The sequence below is a fragment of the Aquirufa sp. ROCK-SH2 genome, assembly GCF_054558315.1.
The window spans coordinates 481,694-495,846 of the sequence record NZ_JBPXKB010000002.1 but is presented as its reverse complement, the minus strand read 5'-3'; the positions used below and the strand labels follow the sequence as shown (position 1 = coordinate 495,846).

General features: G+C 35.9%; 17 protein-coding genes. 10 read left to right on the top strand and 7 right to left on the bottom strand.

All coding sequences use genetic code 11. The annotated features are described in order from the left end of the window. The first annotated feature begins 125 nt into the window (after positions 1-125). Both V7S79_RS06105 and rpsJ read left to right on the top strand, forming a co-directional pair. The gene (locus V7S79_RS06105; protein ID WP_459489674.1) at positions 126-2,375 is read left to right on the top strand and encodes a hypothetical protein; all 2,250 of its coding nucleotides are present in this window, start codon (positions 126-128) and stop codon (positions 2,373-2,375) included. Positions 2,376-2,796: 421 nt separating this feature from the next. Next, positions 2,797-3,102, top strand: coding sequence for a 30S ribosomal protein S10 (gene rpsJ / locus V7S79_RS06100; protein WP_459489673.1), 306 nt, complete (start codon positions 2,797-2,799; stop codon positions 3,100-3,102). Between the two features lie 181 nt (positions 3,103-3,283). Here rpsJ and V7S79_RS06095 read toward each other — a convergent pair whose 3' ends face one another. The 3 genes from V7S79_RS06095 to V7S79_RS06085 are packed head-to-tail and all read right to left on the bottom strand — an operon-like array spanning position 3,284 to position 5,667. After that, a complete protein-coding gene (locus tag V7S79_RS06095; protein WP_459489672.1) occupies positions 3,284-4,132 on the bottom strand; it encodes a polysaccharide deacetylase family protein in 849 nt (282 codons plus the stop codon). Beyond that, the gene (locus tag V7S79_RS06090) at positions 4,133-4,909 is read right to left on the bottom strand and encodes a methionyl-tRNA formyltransferase (protein WP_459489671.1); all 777 of its coding nucleotides are present in this window, start codon (positions 4,907-4,909) and stop codon (positions 4,133-4,135) included. A gap of 5 nt (positions 4,910-4,914) precedes the next feature. Beyond that, positions 4,915-5,667 carry a glycosyltransferase family 2 protein gene (locus V7S79_RS06085; RefSeq protein WP_459489670.1) on the bottom strand — a complete coding sequence of 251 codons (753 nt, stop codon included), beginning with the start codon at positions 5,665-5,667 and terminating at the stop codon, positions 4,915-4,917. A 166-nt stretch (positions 5,668-5,833) separates the two neighbouring features. Between V7S79_RS06085 and rpmH the strand changes: the two genes are divergently transcribed. The 5 genes from rpmH to V7S79_RS06060 are packed head-to-tail and all read left to right on the top strand — an operon-like array spanning position 5,834 to position 9,311. Next, positions 5,834-5,989 (top strand): 50S ribosomal protein L34, encoded by a 156-nt coding sequence (gene rpmH, locus V7S79_RS06080; protein WP_127802947.1) that lies wholly within the window; start codon positions 5,834-5,836, stop codon positions 5,987-5,989. 60 nt (positions 5,990-6,049) lie between these two features. Beyond that, complete coding sequence (gene rnpA, locus V7S79_RS06075; RefSeq protein ID WP_459489669.1) at positions 6,050-6,463, top strand: ribonuclease P protein component; 414 nt, start codon at positions 6,050-6,052, stop codon at positions 6,461-6,463. Continuing rightward, complete coding sequence (locus tag V7S79_RS06070; protein ID WP_459489668.1) at positions 6,450-8,108, top strand: S41 family peptidase; 1,659 nt, start codon at positions 6,450-6,452, stop codon at positions 8,106-8,108. Before rnpA ends, V7S79_RS06070 begins: the two co-directional genes overlap by 14 nt. After that, positions 8,108-8,800, top strand: coding sequence for a tRNA (adenosine(37)-N6)-threonylcarbamoyltransferase complex dimerization subunit type 1 TsaB (tsaB, locus tag V7S79_RS06065; RefSeq protein WP_459489667.1), 693 nt, complete (start codon positions 8,108-8,110; stop codon positions 8,798-8,800). Before V7S79_RS06070 ends, tsaB begins: the two co-directional genes overlap by 1 nt. A gap of 1 nt (position 8,801) precedes the next feature. Beyond that, positions 8,802-9,311 carry a DUF2480 family protein gene (locus V7S79_RS06060; RefSeq protein WP_459489666.1) on the top strand — a complete coding sequence of 170 codons (510 nt, stop codon included), beginning with the start codon at positions 8,802-8,804 and terminating at the stop codon, positions 9,309-9,311. Positions 9,312-9,387: 76 nt separating this feature from the next. Here V7S79_RS06060 and V7S79_RS06055 read toward each other — a convergent pair whose 3' ends face one another. From V7S79_RS06055 to V7S79_RS06040, 4 genes are read right to left on the bottom strand one after another with little or no spacing between them, the layout of a single operon-like run. Continuing rightward, positions 9,388-9,774, bottom strand: coding sequence for a hypothetical protein (locus V7S79_RS06055; protein ID WP_459489665.1), 387 nt, complete (start codon positions 9,772-9,774; stop codon positions 9,388-9,390). Between the two features lie 30 nt (positions 9,775-9,804). Continuing rightward, complete coding sequence (locus tag V7S79_RS06050; protein ID WP_459489664.1) at positions 9,805-10,698, bottom strand: DMT family transporter; 894 nt, start codon at positions 10,696-10,698, stop codon at positions 9,805-9,807. Between the two features lie 2 nt (positions 10,699-10,700). Next, on the bottom strand, positions 10,701-11,777 hold the full coding sequence (locus V7S79_RS06045) for an LptF/LptG family permease (protein WP_459489663.1): 1,077 nt from the start codon (positions 11,775-11,777) through the stop codon (positions 10,701-10,703). Positions 11,778-11,785: 8 nt separating this feature from the next. Further along, positions 11,786-12,172 carry a DUF983 domain-containing protein gene (locus tag V7S79_RS06040; protein WP_459489662.1) on the bottom strand — a complete coding sequence of 129 codons (387 nt, stop codon included), beginning with the start codon at positions 12,170-12,172 and terminating at the stop codon, positions 11,786-11,788. 80 nt (positions 12,173-12,252) lie between these two features. Here V7S79_RS06040 and V7S79_RS06035 point away from each other — a divergent pair, with 80 nt between their 5' ends. Genes V7S79_RS06035 through V7S79_RS06025 form a run of 3 tightly spaced genes read left to right on the top strand, consistent with a single transcriptional unit; the run spans position 12,253 to position 14,117 of the window. Beyond that, complete coding sequence (locus V7S79_RS06035; RefSeq protein WP_459489661.1) at positions 12,253-12,690, top strand: hypothetical protein; 438 nt, start codon at positions 12,253-12,255, stop codon at positions 12,688-12,690. A gap of 4 nt (positions 12,691-12,694) precedes the next feature. Then, entirely contained in the window at positions 12,695-13,210 is a 516-nt protein-coding gene (locus V7S79_RS06030; protein ID WP_459489660.1) for a D-glycero-alpha-D-manno-heptose-1,7-bisphosphate 7-phosphatase, read from the top strand. A 4-nt stretch (positions 13,211-13,214) separates the two neighbouring features. After that, a complete protein-coding gene (locus V7S79_RS06025) occupies positions 13,215-14,117 on the top strand; it encodes an aldo/keto reductase (protein ID WP_459489659.1) in 903 nt (300 codons plus the stop codon). The last annotated feature ends 36 nt before the right edge of the window (positions 14,118-14,153 follow it).

Sequence of the window (14,153 nt, the reverse complement as noted above, 5' to 3'; positions counted from 1 at the left end):
GTCGAATGCATTTGTCATTCGAAGTGCAAAATTAGTCGGGATTTTCTAATTAGCAAAATGGAAGTTTGTATTTTTTTGCTATTTTTTGACAAAATCCGCCCATTTCTTTGAATGAATTAAAGTTTATGCTGAAATTTAGCGATCCGATTTTTTTGACATTTATGAACAAACCTGATAAAATTCGCCTTCAAGAGACTCCAACTATCTTATTTGTCATCGGGGCATTTTTGAGCGTGCTTTCATTAACTGTCTTATTCACCCAATCTTCCAACCTTTTAACTTGGAATGAATTTTCAGAATTAATTCCCATTATTTCTAAAGTAGACAGCTTTAGAAACCTCCAACTCGAAAATCAGCTATTTTTAATCCGCCAATCCTACTACATACATTTCCTTGAAGCAGATTTCAAAATAAACGTCATTTGTTCCATCATTAGCCTGATTGGATTGGCCTATTTACTCATTGGATTTCAAAGCTGGTCAAAAATCAATCCGCGTCAATTTATTTTCGGAATCGTTCTTTGGATAGGAATTGTGGTCTATAACAATGCACAACACGGCTTTAATGATTGGATTTTATTGATACAACAGCAAATTAACTATGCAGGAATTTTGGCAGTTTTTGTTTGGGCTATTCTCTCTTCGCAAGCTATCCCTGCCTTTATTATTCAACTAAGTTTCCAACTAGACAAAAAGAACAATGTTCAAATCTGGTACTTACTTGGGTTTATCTATTTTATCAATCTAGTTTTGAGTTTTGGAAATCTACTGAATTATTGGGAATCTAATTTATATATACCCTCTTCTCTCTTTTGGATTATTTCTTCCACAATCTTTTTATTTCAAACCCTAAAATTTCAGGAAAGAACTAAACAGATTATATTTTTTGGCCTATTTCTGTTGGCGATTACGACATTTACTGAAATGCATCTACATCAAAATGATCCAGGAATTAAGGCGATAGAGACATGGAATATGATGTGTCAAATAGCCATGTCGCTTGTTTTCCCGGCTTTCATTTACACCAATTTCAAAGATTTAATTTCAGTCCAATTACCCATTTTTAAAGTTTTTCACAAAGCTCAAAAACTTCCTATTTATTTGATTCACCTAGGCATTTTCTTATTGACAACCGCTTGGGTTTTTGCTATGAATACTGCAGTTTTCCATCAAATAATGGCCGGAAAAAGCAACCAAGAGGGCGACAACGCATACTTGTTAAAAGAATATACTTTGGCTGACATTCATTACAAAAATGCCCTTACACATAGTAAACTAAACACCAAATCTAACCTTAGTCTCGCTCATTTGGCGCATTTACAAAACCAAGAGGAAGAACAAGCTTATTACCTCTCCAACACTTTGGTGAAAAATCCCCAAGCAGAAACATTTATCGCATTAAGCTACCTATATGCCAAAAATGATCATTTGTTTGAATCGCTCTTTAATTTAAAAAAGGGCCTAGGTATTCTCCCGAACAATATTTATCTCATGAATCAATTGGCCATTAATTTTGAAAAATTAAATCAATTGGATTCAGCAAAGTATTTTTATCGAAAAGCCTTTGAGTTAGCATCCGAAAACGAAATCGCAATTGCCAACTATGTGTATTTTGAAAGTAAATACCCAACAAAAAAAGTGCTTAATGAGCTTTTTATTCATCAAAAATCTGAAAATATAGCCATTCAAAACAATGTATTACTGTATTCAGCACAGCAACATCAACCCTTACCTAAAACAAGCGTTCCTGCTGATTTTGAGCCGAAATTGGATGTGCGCGACTGGGCCATTTTATACAATACGACGTCCTTGTTGAAAGAAAAAGCACCAATATTTGCATATACCCAATGGAAAAAAATTCCAGAAATACAGAAAATATTTCCTGAGGTCAACTTTTTAGAAGCTTGGCAAAATTACTACCATCAAAAACCATTGATTGGTTTGGACCAATTATCCCTCATGATCGCACAAGACACCAGTGCGCGAAGTAGAGGATTGCAAAACATCCTTGGATATTGGAAAGAAAAAGCATTAAACAGTGTTAACCTATCACCCATCACAAATTTGCAAAGTGCCAAAAAAGCACTCGAAAGTCACCCATTTAACCTTCATGTTCTTCAAAAAGCAATTCCTATTTTAAACCAAAATCAACAACAAAAACTTGCCTACCAATATGCACTTTCCGTCCTTCGGTATAATGAACAAATTGCTACGTATTATCCAATTTATGCTCAACAAGCTCTGGAAATAGCTGAAATTCAATATGCGAAAGAAGCCATGGAAACACTAAAAAAATTGGATCCTATGTTGTATCAAAGAGAAATTGTCAAATTTGAAAAAAAGTTGGATGACGTGATTAAAAGAAGGGTATTTTAACTTGTCAAAAAATTAAAATTTATATTGAATTCGAGTAAATTTGAAATAAATTTTTTACTTTAAGACGTATTCCCCGTTTGGCGCTGCTAATGCATCCATCGGGGTTTTTGTTTTTAAAAGGTAGATTATTCAAAAAACGACCTAAATCTATTTTCTAGATTTAGCTTCTTTTAAGATATTATTAAACGAGTTTACAGTTGATAATTTTTCTATTCTCTACAATTTTAATGAAACATTTTCAAAAAAAAATTCTTCCTAACAAATTATCAAGATATTGAAAATCGCGTTTTTCTAAGCCTCCAACTCTTTGAAAACCTGACATTTGCAAAAACGTTTTAAACCTATTACCTTTGTAACCAATTATATGACTGATGGAGTAAATGGTTCTTTCAGCAGTCATTAACTAAATGAACCAAATCTTATGAATCAAAAAATTCGTATTAAGTTGAAGTCGTTTGACCATACATTGGTTGACAAATCAGCTGAGAAAATCGTTAAGGCGGTTAAAGCCACAGGAGCTGTTGTTTCAGGACCTGTACCTCTTCCAACAAAGATCGAGAAATTCACTGTTTTACGTTCACCACACGTGAACAAAAAAGCACGTGAGCAATTTCAATTATGCACTTACAAGCGTTTAATTGACATCTTCTCTTCTTCTGCTAAGACGGTTGACGCTCTTATGAAATTGGAATTGCCTTCAGGCGTTGATGTTGAAATCAAAGTTTAATGTGCCCTAATTTCAAAAAAAAGCCTCTTAGCGATAAGAGGTTTTTTTTGTTTATTTTTTTCCCACGGATGGTCACCCATCTCGTCCGCCGTAATGATATAAAAATTTAAATGCATGGATATAAAAATAGAGATGCACGGCCGTGCATCTCTACATTTATATCTTCTATCTTCTACCTTCCTTACAACTTCACCACCCTTGCTATATCCCAATCAACGTGACTCTCGGCAGTCGCTAAATCTATAAAGGGATATTTTTGAATCAAATATTCTAATTTTCCCATCGCAGATGCTAGCCCATAATAGGATTTGAATTTTCTTACAAACGATAAATCCTCAATCATCGGTTGTCCAGCATCAAAATCGCGGGGATGAAAATAGGTCATCACATAAGCTTGATTTCTCCATAATTGATCCAAAGCCCAAGTAGGTAGAAGCCTAAAATATCCTCCTCCAGAAAAAATCAATGGAAAACTTCCCAGAGAAGAAACATTAATCGGAAATTCTTTCAATCTAACCCCATCCATTTCTACCCAACAAGGTTCTTGCTCACCAAAGTTAGCAAATCCACCATGTGCTCTTTTAGCAGGAAAAATAGAACAATCTACCTCTATTCCGTTTTTCAATAGCTCCTCAAATACCCATTTATTTTCTTCCTTCAAAGAAAAACCAGGTGCCCGATAGGCCCGTATTTTCTTTCCAGTTAAACTTTCTAAGGATTGAATGGATCGACTTAAGTCCTCTGAAAATTGTGTGCGATTTTGTTGATACGCTAATTGATGTAAATCGCTGTGAGTGGCAATTTCATAACCAGCATCTGAAATTTGACGAATAATTTCAGGGTATTTTCTGGCTACCCATCCTAAACAAAAAAAAGTAGCTGATTGATTGTTTTGAGCTAACATTCCCATGATTCTTTCCATGTTTTCATGAATACGAATAGGAAATTTAGCCCAATCACTTTCCGATCTAGTACCGGGATGATCTAGCAAATGAAACCACTCTTCAATATCAAACGTTAAAATATTCATTTAAAACCACTTGAAAAACAAAGCTCCATTCCGTTTAAATTCTTGTACATCCGCTTTAGTAGGAAATGAAAAATAGGTCATTTCTTCGGCAGGATTTGGCATTAACTCTTCTTTGCCGTCTCTCAACAAAGTTATGGCTTCCAATATACAATCCATACCTACATCTTTGGTATATTCAATTAACTCCTCTTGCGTTCGATTACCAATTTCCACTTTCTTTTGAACAATGATGGGGCCTGAATCAATTCCTTCGTCAACCAAAAATACAGAAATACCCGTATATTTTTCTTGATTTTTCAAGACCCAGAATGAAGGCATCAAACCCCTATATTTTGGCAATAATGCAGTATGCAAATTTATGCAGCCTTTAGTCGCTATGTTCAACAAAGGTCTTTTGAAAATCTGATTACCCCCAATGGACACCAATAAATCAGGTTTCAAATCGGCTAAAATAGCAAGATTTTGCGCCGAATTGATAGAACCTTCTAATTGCAAAAGTGGAACATTGGCTTTCTTCAAAACTGCCTTCACCGAATATCCAGGTCTTAATTTGGCCCAAATAAATTTCAAAGAAAAAAATAAAAAAAACTCCCAACCAAAAACATCCAAAGTTTTTTTCATTTTGGCAAAAAAGGATTCTCTTTTACCAAAAGGAGAAACTTCAAACAAAACGGTTGCTACTAATTCAACTCCATTGGGCAATTGCTTTTGCAATTTATCCAATGATTTGGGTAGAAAGAAAGGATCATCTTGTGTTAATATGACTATTCTCATCATATAAATTAAGGTTTGGGATTCTTAAAAAGTTGCACAATTTTCCGAAGTGGTTTCAACCACAAGGTGAAAATATAAGGATTCAAACCATTTACTTTCCATGATTCACGATCTTGTTGATTGGCCTTTAAACGATGTTTCCAACTCGCATTACTCACTCCTCCATTTAGCATCGTTACCAATAATTTAGGCAAATAAGCCACTGAAATCTGCTCTTTGTACAAGGCTCGCAACATCCATTCATAATCTGCAGAAGTAGACAAATCTAATCTATAGCCTCCTAAACGATCGTAAACCGATTTTTTAACATAAAATGACAAATGCGGAGGCATCCATCCAAACAACCAATTGTTGCGATGATAACTACCAGCAACCCAATAACGAACTATTTTCTGGCTGACAGGATCAATGTATTGCTTATCGCCATATATGGCATCTACTTGTTGTTCCTTAAAACATTTCACTACTGAACTAAGCACATCTTTGCTTGGATAGGTATCGCCTGAATGAACCATACCAACTATCTCCCCTGTGACATTTGCTAAGCCACGATTCATACCATCATAGATGCCTTTGTCCTTTTCAGAAACAAAATGAATGCGCGCGCCATATTCTTTCAAAATTTCAACTGTCCCATCCGTAGAACCCCCATCAATCACCCAATAATCAACATCAGGGTAATCTTGCGCCAATACACTTTCGATGGTCGACCGAATGCTATCTTTGCCATTATACACAACTGTGATTACTGAAACTTTCATTGAAAAGAATTAAAAAACAAAGATAATAACTTTCTTGAAGGCATTTTAGAAGAATTTTATCAGAAAGTCGATTTTTTTTATTGCCACCTATTGAATAAAATTATTTTTTTCTTACCTTTGCAAACCCAATTCGATTCAACCATCGAATGGTTAAAATTTTAAGATAATGAAAAGAACATTTCAACCCTCTGTACGTAAAAGAAAAAATAAGCACGGATTCCGTGAGCGTATGTCAACTGCAAATGGCCGTCGTGTGTTAACAGCTCGTCGCGCTAAAGGTCGTCATAAATTATCTGTTTCTGACGAGAAGAGAGGAAAATAAGCCCGAGACTTTAGGAATAAGATTTCTGGTTTAATTTAAATACATGTAAGTATTGATGCCGTGAAATTTCCATTTCCCAAATCCGAGCGATTAACTCAGACAAAAATCATTGATATACTATTCCAAAAGGATAGCCAAATTGTTGCACAACGATTTGTCTATCCTTTTCGAGTTTTGTACCCTTCCACCTTAGCACAAGAAGAATCCACGAAGATTCTCATTTCTGTTCCCAAAAGAAAATTCAAAAAAGCGGTTGATAGAAATCTCATAAAACGCAGAATAAGAGAAGCTTATCGTTTAGCCAAGCCTCATTACCTCGGAGATTCTTTCAAACAATTACCAGAATACATTGCTTTTGTATATATTGGGTCTATCATTGAACCTTTTGAATTAATTCAAAAAAGAATGCACGCGATTCTAAAAGAATTTTCAAATCAACCATCCAAAGACATTCGCACAGATGAAGCAACTTAAAAAGAAATTTATTGGCATCGGTTTCATCTGTAGTGTTATTGCCATTTTTGCTTTCAGTACCCCCGGTGATCGGCTATTTGACATTGCCAAAAATCTCGACATATACGCTTCAGTTTTCAAAGAATTAAATAAATTCTACGTCGATGAAATCAATCCAAATACCGCAATAAAAACCTCTATTGATGCTTTATTGAAAAGTTTTGACCCTTATACGGTCTTTTATCCGGAAGATGAATTGGAGGATTATTTGACCATGACCACAGGAAAATACCAAGGAATAGGTATTATTTTGGAAGAAATAAACCATAAACATTACATTGTTTACGTGGATGAAAATAGCCCAGCGGCAAAAGCAAAATTGGGCATTGGAGATCAAATTACAGCTGTAAATGGCATTGATATCAGCGAGAAATCGGATGTGGATCATGCAAAATTAATGAAAGGCCAAGCGGGGACAAAATTGTCGATGATGATCATCAAAAACGGCAAAAGTAGCCCAGAAGAAATTCAAGTCATTCGCGAAACCGTACAAATCAACAATGTCGTCTATTCTGGAATGATTCGCCCGGAGGTGGGTTATATATTATTGGAAGATTTCAATTCATCTGCTGCCAAGGAATTAAAAAATGCCCTTCAAAATTTGAAAAAGGATGGCATGAAAAAGTTGATTTTGGATTTAAGAGAAAATCCAGGTGGATTACTGACTCAAGCAGTGGATATCTGCAATTTGTTTTTGAAAAAAGAAACAAAAATTGTGGAAACTAGAGGAAAAGTAGAAGAATGGAATAAATCTTACTTGGCATTAAATCCCAGTCTAGAGCCCGATTTACCCTTAATTATTTTAATCAATAACCATTCTGCCTCTGCTGCAGAAATTGTGGCTGGTGTGATGCAAGATTATGATCGCGCGGTTTTGATTGGTCAAAAAAGTTATGGCAAAGGACTTGTTCAAGTAACAAGAGACCTTCCTTATCGAACCAAAATGAAAATCACTACAGCCAAATATTATATCCCAAGTGGAAGATGTATTCAAGCCATTGATTACCAAAACAAAAATGCAGACGGCAGCGGTAGATCCATTAAAGACTCCAATCAAAAGGTATTTTACACACAAAACAATAGGAAAGTCATAGATGGTGGTGGTATTCAACCCGATATCAATATCAAGAAAAATTCAGGCACTGCTTTTATTCAAACTATTAGAGAAGACAATTGGGCGTTTTTGTATGCTTGCCACTACCAAAATTTGCATTCGACCATTGCTCCTGCCAAGGTCTTCAATTTCAATGATGCAGAATTTGATACATTTAGCAAATGGCTCAAATCACAAAAATTCACTTATGTGAGTCAAATTGAAAAACAAATGAAAAATTTGTTGGAAAATAGCAAAAAAGACCCTTCCTACGCTGGACTAGAAAACAATTTGAATGCCATAAAAGCAGAATGGACATCTTCTATCGACAAAGAATTAAAAGCGAATAAAAAAGAACTTTCAGAATTATTGGAGGCTCAAATTATTTTGCATTATTATTATCAAAAAGGGGTGAAAGAATGGTCATTTACCAAAGATGAAGCCATTTTAGAAAGCATCCGCTTGTTTGATCAACCAGAAAAATTCCAATCCATTTTAGCTGAAAAAAAATAATGAATACATTGATTCTCAGCATTGAAACATCTACTTCCGCATGCTCTGTTGCGCTGCATGAAAATGGCCAATTAATCGGAACACAAATGTTAACCAAAGAAGGTTCGCATTCCATAAAATTGACTGTTTTAATTGATCAATTATTAGAAAATTGTGCTGTACAAATGCGCGATTTATCTGCCATTGCCGTGTCTAACGGACCTGGTTCCTATACAGGATTACGCATTGGTTTGGCAACCGCAAAAGGATTATGTTTTGGATTAGACATTCCATTGATTGCCCTTCCAACCTTACAAGTTTTGGCAAAAGCCTATCAAGGAACCCCCTCACCTTCCATTGCACTTCTTCCCATGTTGGATGCAAGAAGAATGGAAGTCTATTCTGCCATTTACCAATCCGATAATTTTGCAGAATTGGATTCCTTAAAGCCTGTTGTTTTAGAAGAAAATTCATACGCTGGATTTGCGGATAAAGAAATCTTTGCCTTTGGAAATGGCTCATCCAAATTCGAAGCAATTTGTCAAACAAAAAATATTCGGTTTTTAAAAAGCCCTTTGTATCCAGAAGCAAAATACATGGGCGATTTAGCACTGGAATCATATTTGAACCAAAAATTTGAGAATATAGTTACTTTAGAACCTCAATATTTAAAAGAATTCGTAGGCACACAGCCGAGAAAAAATATACTCTAAAATGGAAGAAACAATTGTTAACAAAGTTAATCAAAGTGGACTTTTACAAATAGATTTAGAGGAACTAAGACCCCAGGGTGAAAGGATTTTTTTTGATCTTGAGCCTTATCTTTTCATGGGTCAAGTACTAAGAGAAAAAGAATTCAGAGGCTTCATTGCGGAACATGACTGGTCGCAATACAAAGGAAAACATGTGGCGATTGGCTGTTCTGTAGATGCCATCATTCCAACGTGGGCTTTTATGTTAATAAGCATTCAACTTAGCCCTTTTGCACAAACCATTGTATTTGGAGATTTAACTGAATTAGAAAAAACCCTTTTTCAACAATTAATCAGTAATTTAAACCCAAATGAATTCCAAGGCGCCCGCGTAGTTGTAAAAGGCTGTTCCAAAGAATCTATCCCCACGGATGCCTATGTGCAATTGAGTCATAAACTACAACCAATCGTCAAAAGTCTTTTTTTCGGAGAACCTTGTAGCACGGTTCCGCTATTTAAGAAAAAGAGTTGAGGTAAGAGGTAATAGGTAAGAGGTAAGAGGTAAGAGGTAAGAGGATCTTCTCTTTTCTCTTTTCTCTTTTCTCTTTTCAAAGGGGTACCCCTAACTGAAAAGTAATCTCCGTAGTGAGGCCAATGGCTGAAAAACGAAATGCGATGGATTGGGCACTGGAAGGGTTCGTCATTTTATCGCAATGAAGACCTTTTTCTAAGAAATAAATATAGTATTCTTGATTTCTGTCGGCTAATTGCTGAATGTCTGGTTTGCCTAATAGATCTTCTAAGTGATTAGAGCTGACTCCTTTCCAGTTGGATTTGTGACTTTTCAGCCAGTTCAATTGCTTTTCCCGCTGCCCCAAACATGCTCCTCTGTCTTTTTTAAATGCCTCCGCATCAAAGCCTGTCAAATCAGGTTCTTTGGTACAAGAACTCAACAAAGAGAAGCAAACAAAAACGAATAAAAGAGTACGGAACATAGAATTCTATCTTAGAAATTGTGAATTAAACTACAAGGGATTTGTTTTGTTTTGCGATTTGACCAAAAAGGGATGCGCCATTACCGTTAAAACCAGCAAGGCTGTGCCCCAATAAAAACCCGAATGCATCACTTCTTTGCTTCCAAAAATAAAGACTGCCAAAATTATCCCATAAACAGGCTCCAAAGTGATCACTAAATTAATGGAAAACACACTGAAAACTCGATACAATTTGATGGTTTCTGTATACGCATATACCGTACAAACAATGGCTAAAATGCCGATCCAAAGCCAATCTAAATCGATTGGAAGATAGTGATCCCAGCCATTTAGTGCCCCATAAGACCAAACGATCCCCGTAAGAATGCCTGCTGAAATCATCTCATAGGTAGTAATTAACCGAGGGTCATGGCTATGCGTATATTCTCCATTGATGACCGAAAATAAGGCACCAAAAAAGCCAGCACCTATTCCCAAAAGCAATCCTAACCACTGGGCTTGCTCTACAGAAAAAATGATAAAAAGCGCTATTATCACCAAGGCGCCTAAAAAGACCTCCACCAATTTGACTTTTTGTTTTTTTGCTATAGGTTCCATAACACTCGTCCAAAAAGTTTGAGTGGATAAACCGGCCAAACACATCGCTACCGTAGAAACTTTGGCTGCACCAAAAAACAACAACCAATGCAGTGCGATAAATAGGCCATTCAATAACCAGACCCGAAGCGTTTTGGAATCGACACGCAAAGAATGTTTTGAAAAATACAAAATCGCGATCAAAGCCCCACTGGTAATGACGCAACGAAAAAAAACGATGCTTAATGCATTGGCATGGGTGGCATTGCCCAATATGGCCGTGAAGGCATATAAAATGACAATGAAATGGATTTTGAAATAATCGAAAAGATGGGGTTTCTGGCGCATTTTTACCTTGGAATTGTATAGTATAAACCTACTCCGATGCAGCTAAAAACGATATTCGGAAGCCAAACGGCTAACATGGGTGGCATTCCACCACCTTCAGCAATCCCTTTACTCATCATAAAAAACAAGATGTACACAAAGGCCAAAGTGAATCCCAAAGCTATTTGAAAACCTACACCCCCTCGGGATTTTCTTGCAGACACCAAAAATCCAATGATGGTTAAAATGATAACCGAAAAGGGATTAGCAAAACGCAGGTACTTTTCAATCAAAAACACTTCAATTCCATCCGACCCTCTTGAGCGCACTAAATTAATGTGTCTATCCAGCTCGGGTAAGGTAAAGGTTTCATGCAATAAATGTTTGTTTTGGAAATCGCGTGGAAACAAATTTAAGGTTGTATCCATTTTTGAACCAAATTCCACTTTCGAAAGTCCTGGTTCCGCAATCCGCAAACGATAATCGAAAATTTGCCATTTTTTATGCAAGGTATCCCATGAAATACGCTCTGACATCAATTTTCGTTGAATTTCGTTATTTTTGATTTTCTCCAAAGTAAAACGATATCCCGTGTTGGAATTATTATCGTAGGACTCGATATAGGCATAAACATCTGGCCCAATTTTGATGTGAACATCACGCTTATCGAAGTAATATGTTCCATTGATATATCTATGCTCAAAAGGTACACGAATTTTATTGGCATTTGGCACAATCCAACCTATCATAACAAACGTTCCCAAAGCGATTATGCTAGAACCAATCAAATAAGGCCTCATTAAACGAGTAAAACTAACTCCTGAGCTCAAAATGGCAATTATTTCCGTTTTAGCAGCCATGTTCGCAGTAAAGAAAACAGTGGCAATAAAGACCATCAAAGGGCTAATGTAATTGGCCCAGTAAGGAATAAAATTGAAATAATAATCAAATATTATTTCATTTAATGGTGCTTGTTTACGAATAAAATCATCAATTTTCTCTGTATAGTCGATCACCATAACAATCAATACAATGATTACTACGGCAAAAACATAGGTTTTTAAAAACTTTTTAAGAATATACAGATCGAGTATTTTCATCAATAATATTACTTCTTAAGAAGGTCTTTTTGGTATTTAACCCCTGAAAAAAGGTGAATGAACAAGACTCTTGCCATTCTAAAATTAAATGGAACCATTAATACAGAAACGATGGTAATCGGAAGAACATATCCCAAAGCAGGAGGATCGTTGAAAAAGTTAAAAATAACAATTCCGCCAACCAACATAATACCAACTGTAAATGCATAAGACACATACATAGCGCCAAAGAAAAAACCTGGCTCGATTTCATATCTCATATTACATTTCGGACAATGTTCGTGCATTTGCGTGAAGTTGAACAAATTCCAAAATTTGAATTTAAACAATCTACCTTCATGACATTGCGGACAACGAGCATTGATAACAGCTAATAACTTCGACGGATTTGACATATTTTTATTTAAATAATAGCAACAAAGGTAAAGAAGTATGCTGTAAGATGTATCTTTGCTGAAACAAAAACTTACACATCATGTATTCAACTCTATTATTGGTGCATTCTTATCTTCGTTGGGCGGTTCTAATCTTTGGAATCATGGCCATTTTGAAAGGTATTAAAGGATTCAATTCAGGAAATTCATTTACTGATTCAGACAGAAAAACAGGTTTATTCTTTTTGATATCTGTTCACACCCAGTTGTTAATCGGTCTTATTTTATATGTATTTTTAAGTCCTTTGACACAAGCTGCTTTTGCTGATTTTGGTGCAGCAATGAAAGATCCAGCCTTGCGATTAATCGCTGTGGAGCACATTACTGTGAATATTATTGCTGCTGTTTTGGTGACAGTCGCTTATTCTAAAAACAAAAAAGCCATTGCTGATGCTCAAAAGCATAAAAATGCTTGGTTGTTTTATGGCTTAGCATTGGCATTAATCATCAGTAGAATTCCTTGGGATAGATTAGTATAGTATCATGGGTCAAAAGTGCATATTTTTAGACCGTGATGGTGTTTTAAACGTAGATCGAGTGGATTATGTATACCGAATGGAAGAATTTATTATTCCTGAAGGTGTGGTAGAGGCACTACAAAATTTAAAAAAGGCCGGTTATTTGTTGGTTGTTATTACCAACCAAAGTGGTATTGCCAAAGGTATTTATGAACGAAAAGATGTTCAGTTAATTCATGATGCTTTACAAGAAGCGAGTGGTGGAGCTTTGGACGATTTGTACTTTTGTCCTTACCATGAAAATTATGACAGCACATCTTTGACGCGTAAACCGGGATCCTTATTGATTGAAAAAGCGGCTGCTAAATACAAAGTGGACATGGATGCCTCTTGGATGGTAGGTGATCATGAACGCGATATTATAGCTGGGACAAGAGCAGGATTGAGAACCATCAGATTGGCTCCACCAGCAACAGAAACGAAAGCTACCCATTTGGTGGAAAATTTATTAGCAGCTGCCAAAATTATATTAAACGATTAAAGAAATGGAAAAGATTTATCTAAGTGACGCCGGCCCCAAAGTATCTCCTGCTATCTATGGTTTTTGGAGATGGGAACAAGAAAATTCAAGCAGTGCTCAAACCATGGAAAAAATTGTCAATTTATGCCTTGAATTAGGCATAAATACATTTGACCATGCGGATCGTTACGGACAATATTCTTGCGAAAAGTTATTTGGAGAAGTCTTAGCTAAAAAATCTTTCAAGCGAAGTGATGTTGTTTTATTCTCCAAATGTGGAGTAAATCATCCTAGCCCTGCGCGCCCAGCTTATAGAGTGACGCATTTGGACACTTCTGCCAAACACATTACGGAAAGTGTAGAAAGTTCTTTAAGAAATCTACAAACCGATTATTTAGATATTTTTTTATTGGATCAATTAGATCCGCTTTCAGATATAGAATCCACAGCTTTGGCATTGCAAAAATTGAAAAGCAGCGGTAAAGTTAAAAACATTGGTGTATCTAATTTTAGCGTATACCAACATCAATTATTGGTTTCATTTTTAGACATTCCTGTGGTTTCAAACCACATCGATTTGAATTTATTGAATACTTCTGCTTTGGACAATGGAGTAGTGGATTATGTGAAACAAAAATACATGCGTCCATTGGCTGTATCTCCATTAGCTGGAGGTAGAATTGAAAATGGAACCGATGAATTGGCCTTAAAAGTACGTAAAAAGTTGATTGAGATTGCTGACAAATACGATAGCAATTTAGAATCTATCGCGGTGGCTTGGTTGGTTAAATTAGGTGCTTTGCCATTGATTGGCACTTTGGAAGAAAAAAGAATACGCAATATCGTAGATTCATTCTCCATCAAATTAGATCATCAAGATTGGTATGAATTGTACCACACGAGTCGCCCTAGCCCAGAGGTGAAATAATAATATGCCGTATATACGCATGTTCGTGCGTATATA

What these genes read in the sequence shown, in the direction of transcription:
- V7S79_RS06040 (WP_459489662.1), bottom strand. Translation starts at nt 12,172, where the DNA reads ATGTCAAATCCGTCGAAGTTATTAGCTGTTATCAATGCTCGTTGTCCG.
- V7S79_RS06070 (WP_459489668.1), top strand. Translation starts at nt 6,450, where the DNA reads ATGAAGCAACTTAAAAAGAAATTTATTGGCATCGGTTTCATCTGTAGT.
- V7S79_RS06105 (WP_459489674.1), top strand. Translation starts at nt 126, where the DNA reads ATGCTGAAATTTAGCGATCCGATTTTTTTGACATTTATGAACAAACCT.
- V7S79_RS06060 (WP_459489666.1), top strand. Translation starts at nt 8,802, where the DNA reads ATGGAAGAAACAATTGTTAACAAAGTTAATCAAAGTGGACTTTTACAA.
- V7S79_RS06035 (WP_459489661.1), top strand. Translation starts at nt 12,253, where the DNA reads ATGTATTCAACTCTATTATTGGTGCATTCTTATCTTCGTTGGGCGGTT.
- V7S79_RS06030 (WP_459489660.1), top strand. Translation starts at nt 12,695, where the DNA reads ATGGGTCAAAAGTGCATATTTTTAGACCGTGATGGTGTTTTAAACGTA.
- V7S79_RS06045 (WP_459489663.1), bottom strand. Translation starts at nt 11,777, where the DNA reads ATGAAAATACTCGATCTGTATATTCTTAAAAAGTTTTTAAAAACCTAT.
- rpsJ (WP_459489673.1), top strand. Translation starts at nt 2,797, where the DNA reads ATGAATCAAAAAATTCGTATTAAGTTGAAGTCGTTTGACCATACATTG.
- V7S79_RS06085 (WP_459489670.1), bottom strand. Translation starts at nt 5,667, where the DNA reads ATGAAAGTTTCAGTAATCACAGTTGTGTATAATGGCAAAGATAGCATT.
- V7S79_RS06095 (WP_459489672.1), bottom strand. Translation starts at nt 4,132, where the DNA reads ATGAATATTTTAACGTTTGATATTGAAGAGTGGTTTCATTTGCTAGAT.
- V7S79_RS06090 (WP_459489671.1), bottom strand. Translation starts at nt 4,909, where the DNA reads ATGATGAGAATAGTCATATTAACACAAGATGATCCTTTCTTTCTACCC.
- V7S79_RS06050 (WP_459489664.1), bottom strand. Translation starts at nt 10,698, where the DNA reads ATGCGCCAGAAACCCCATCTTTTCGATTATTTCAAAATCCATTTCATT.
- V7S79_RS06055 (WP_459489665.1), bottom strand. Translation starts at nt 9,774, where the DNA reads ATGTTCCGTACTCTTTTATTCGTTTTTGTTTGCTTCTCTTTGTTGAGT.
- V7S79_RS06025 (WP_459489659.1), top strand. Translation starts at nt 13,215, where the DNA reads ATGGAAAAGATTTATCTAAGTGACGCCGGCCCCAAAGTATCTCCTGCT.
- tsaB (WP_459489667.1), top strand. Translation starts at nt 8,108, where the DNA reads ATGAATACATTGATTCTCAGCATTGAAACATCTACTTCCGCATGCTCT.
- rpmH (WP_127802947.1), top strand. Translation starts at nt 5,834, where the DNA reads ATGAAAAGAACATTTCAACCCTCTGTACGTAAAAGAAAAAATAAGCAC.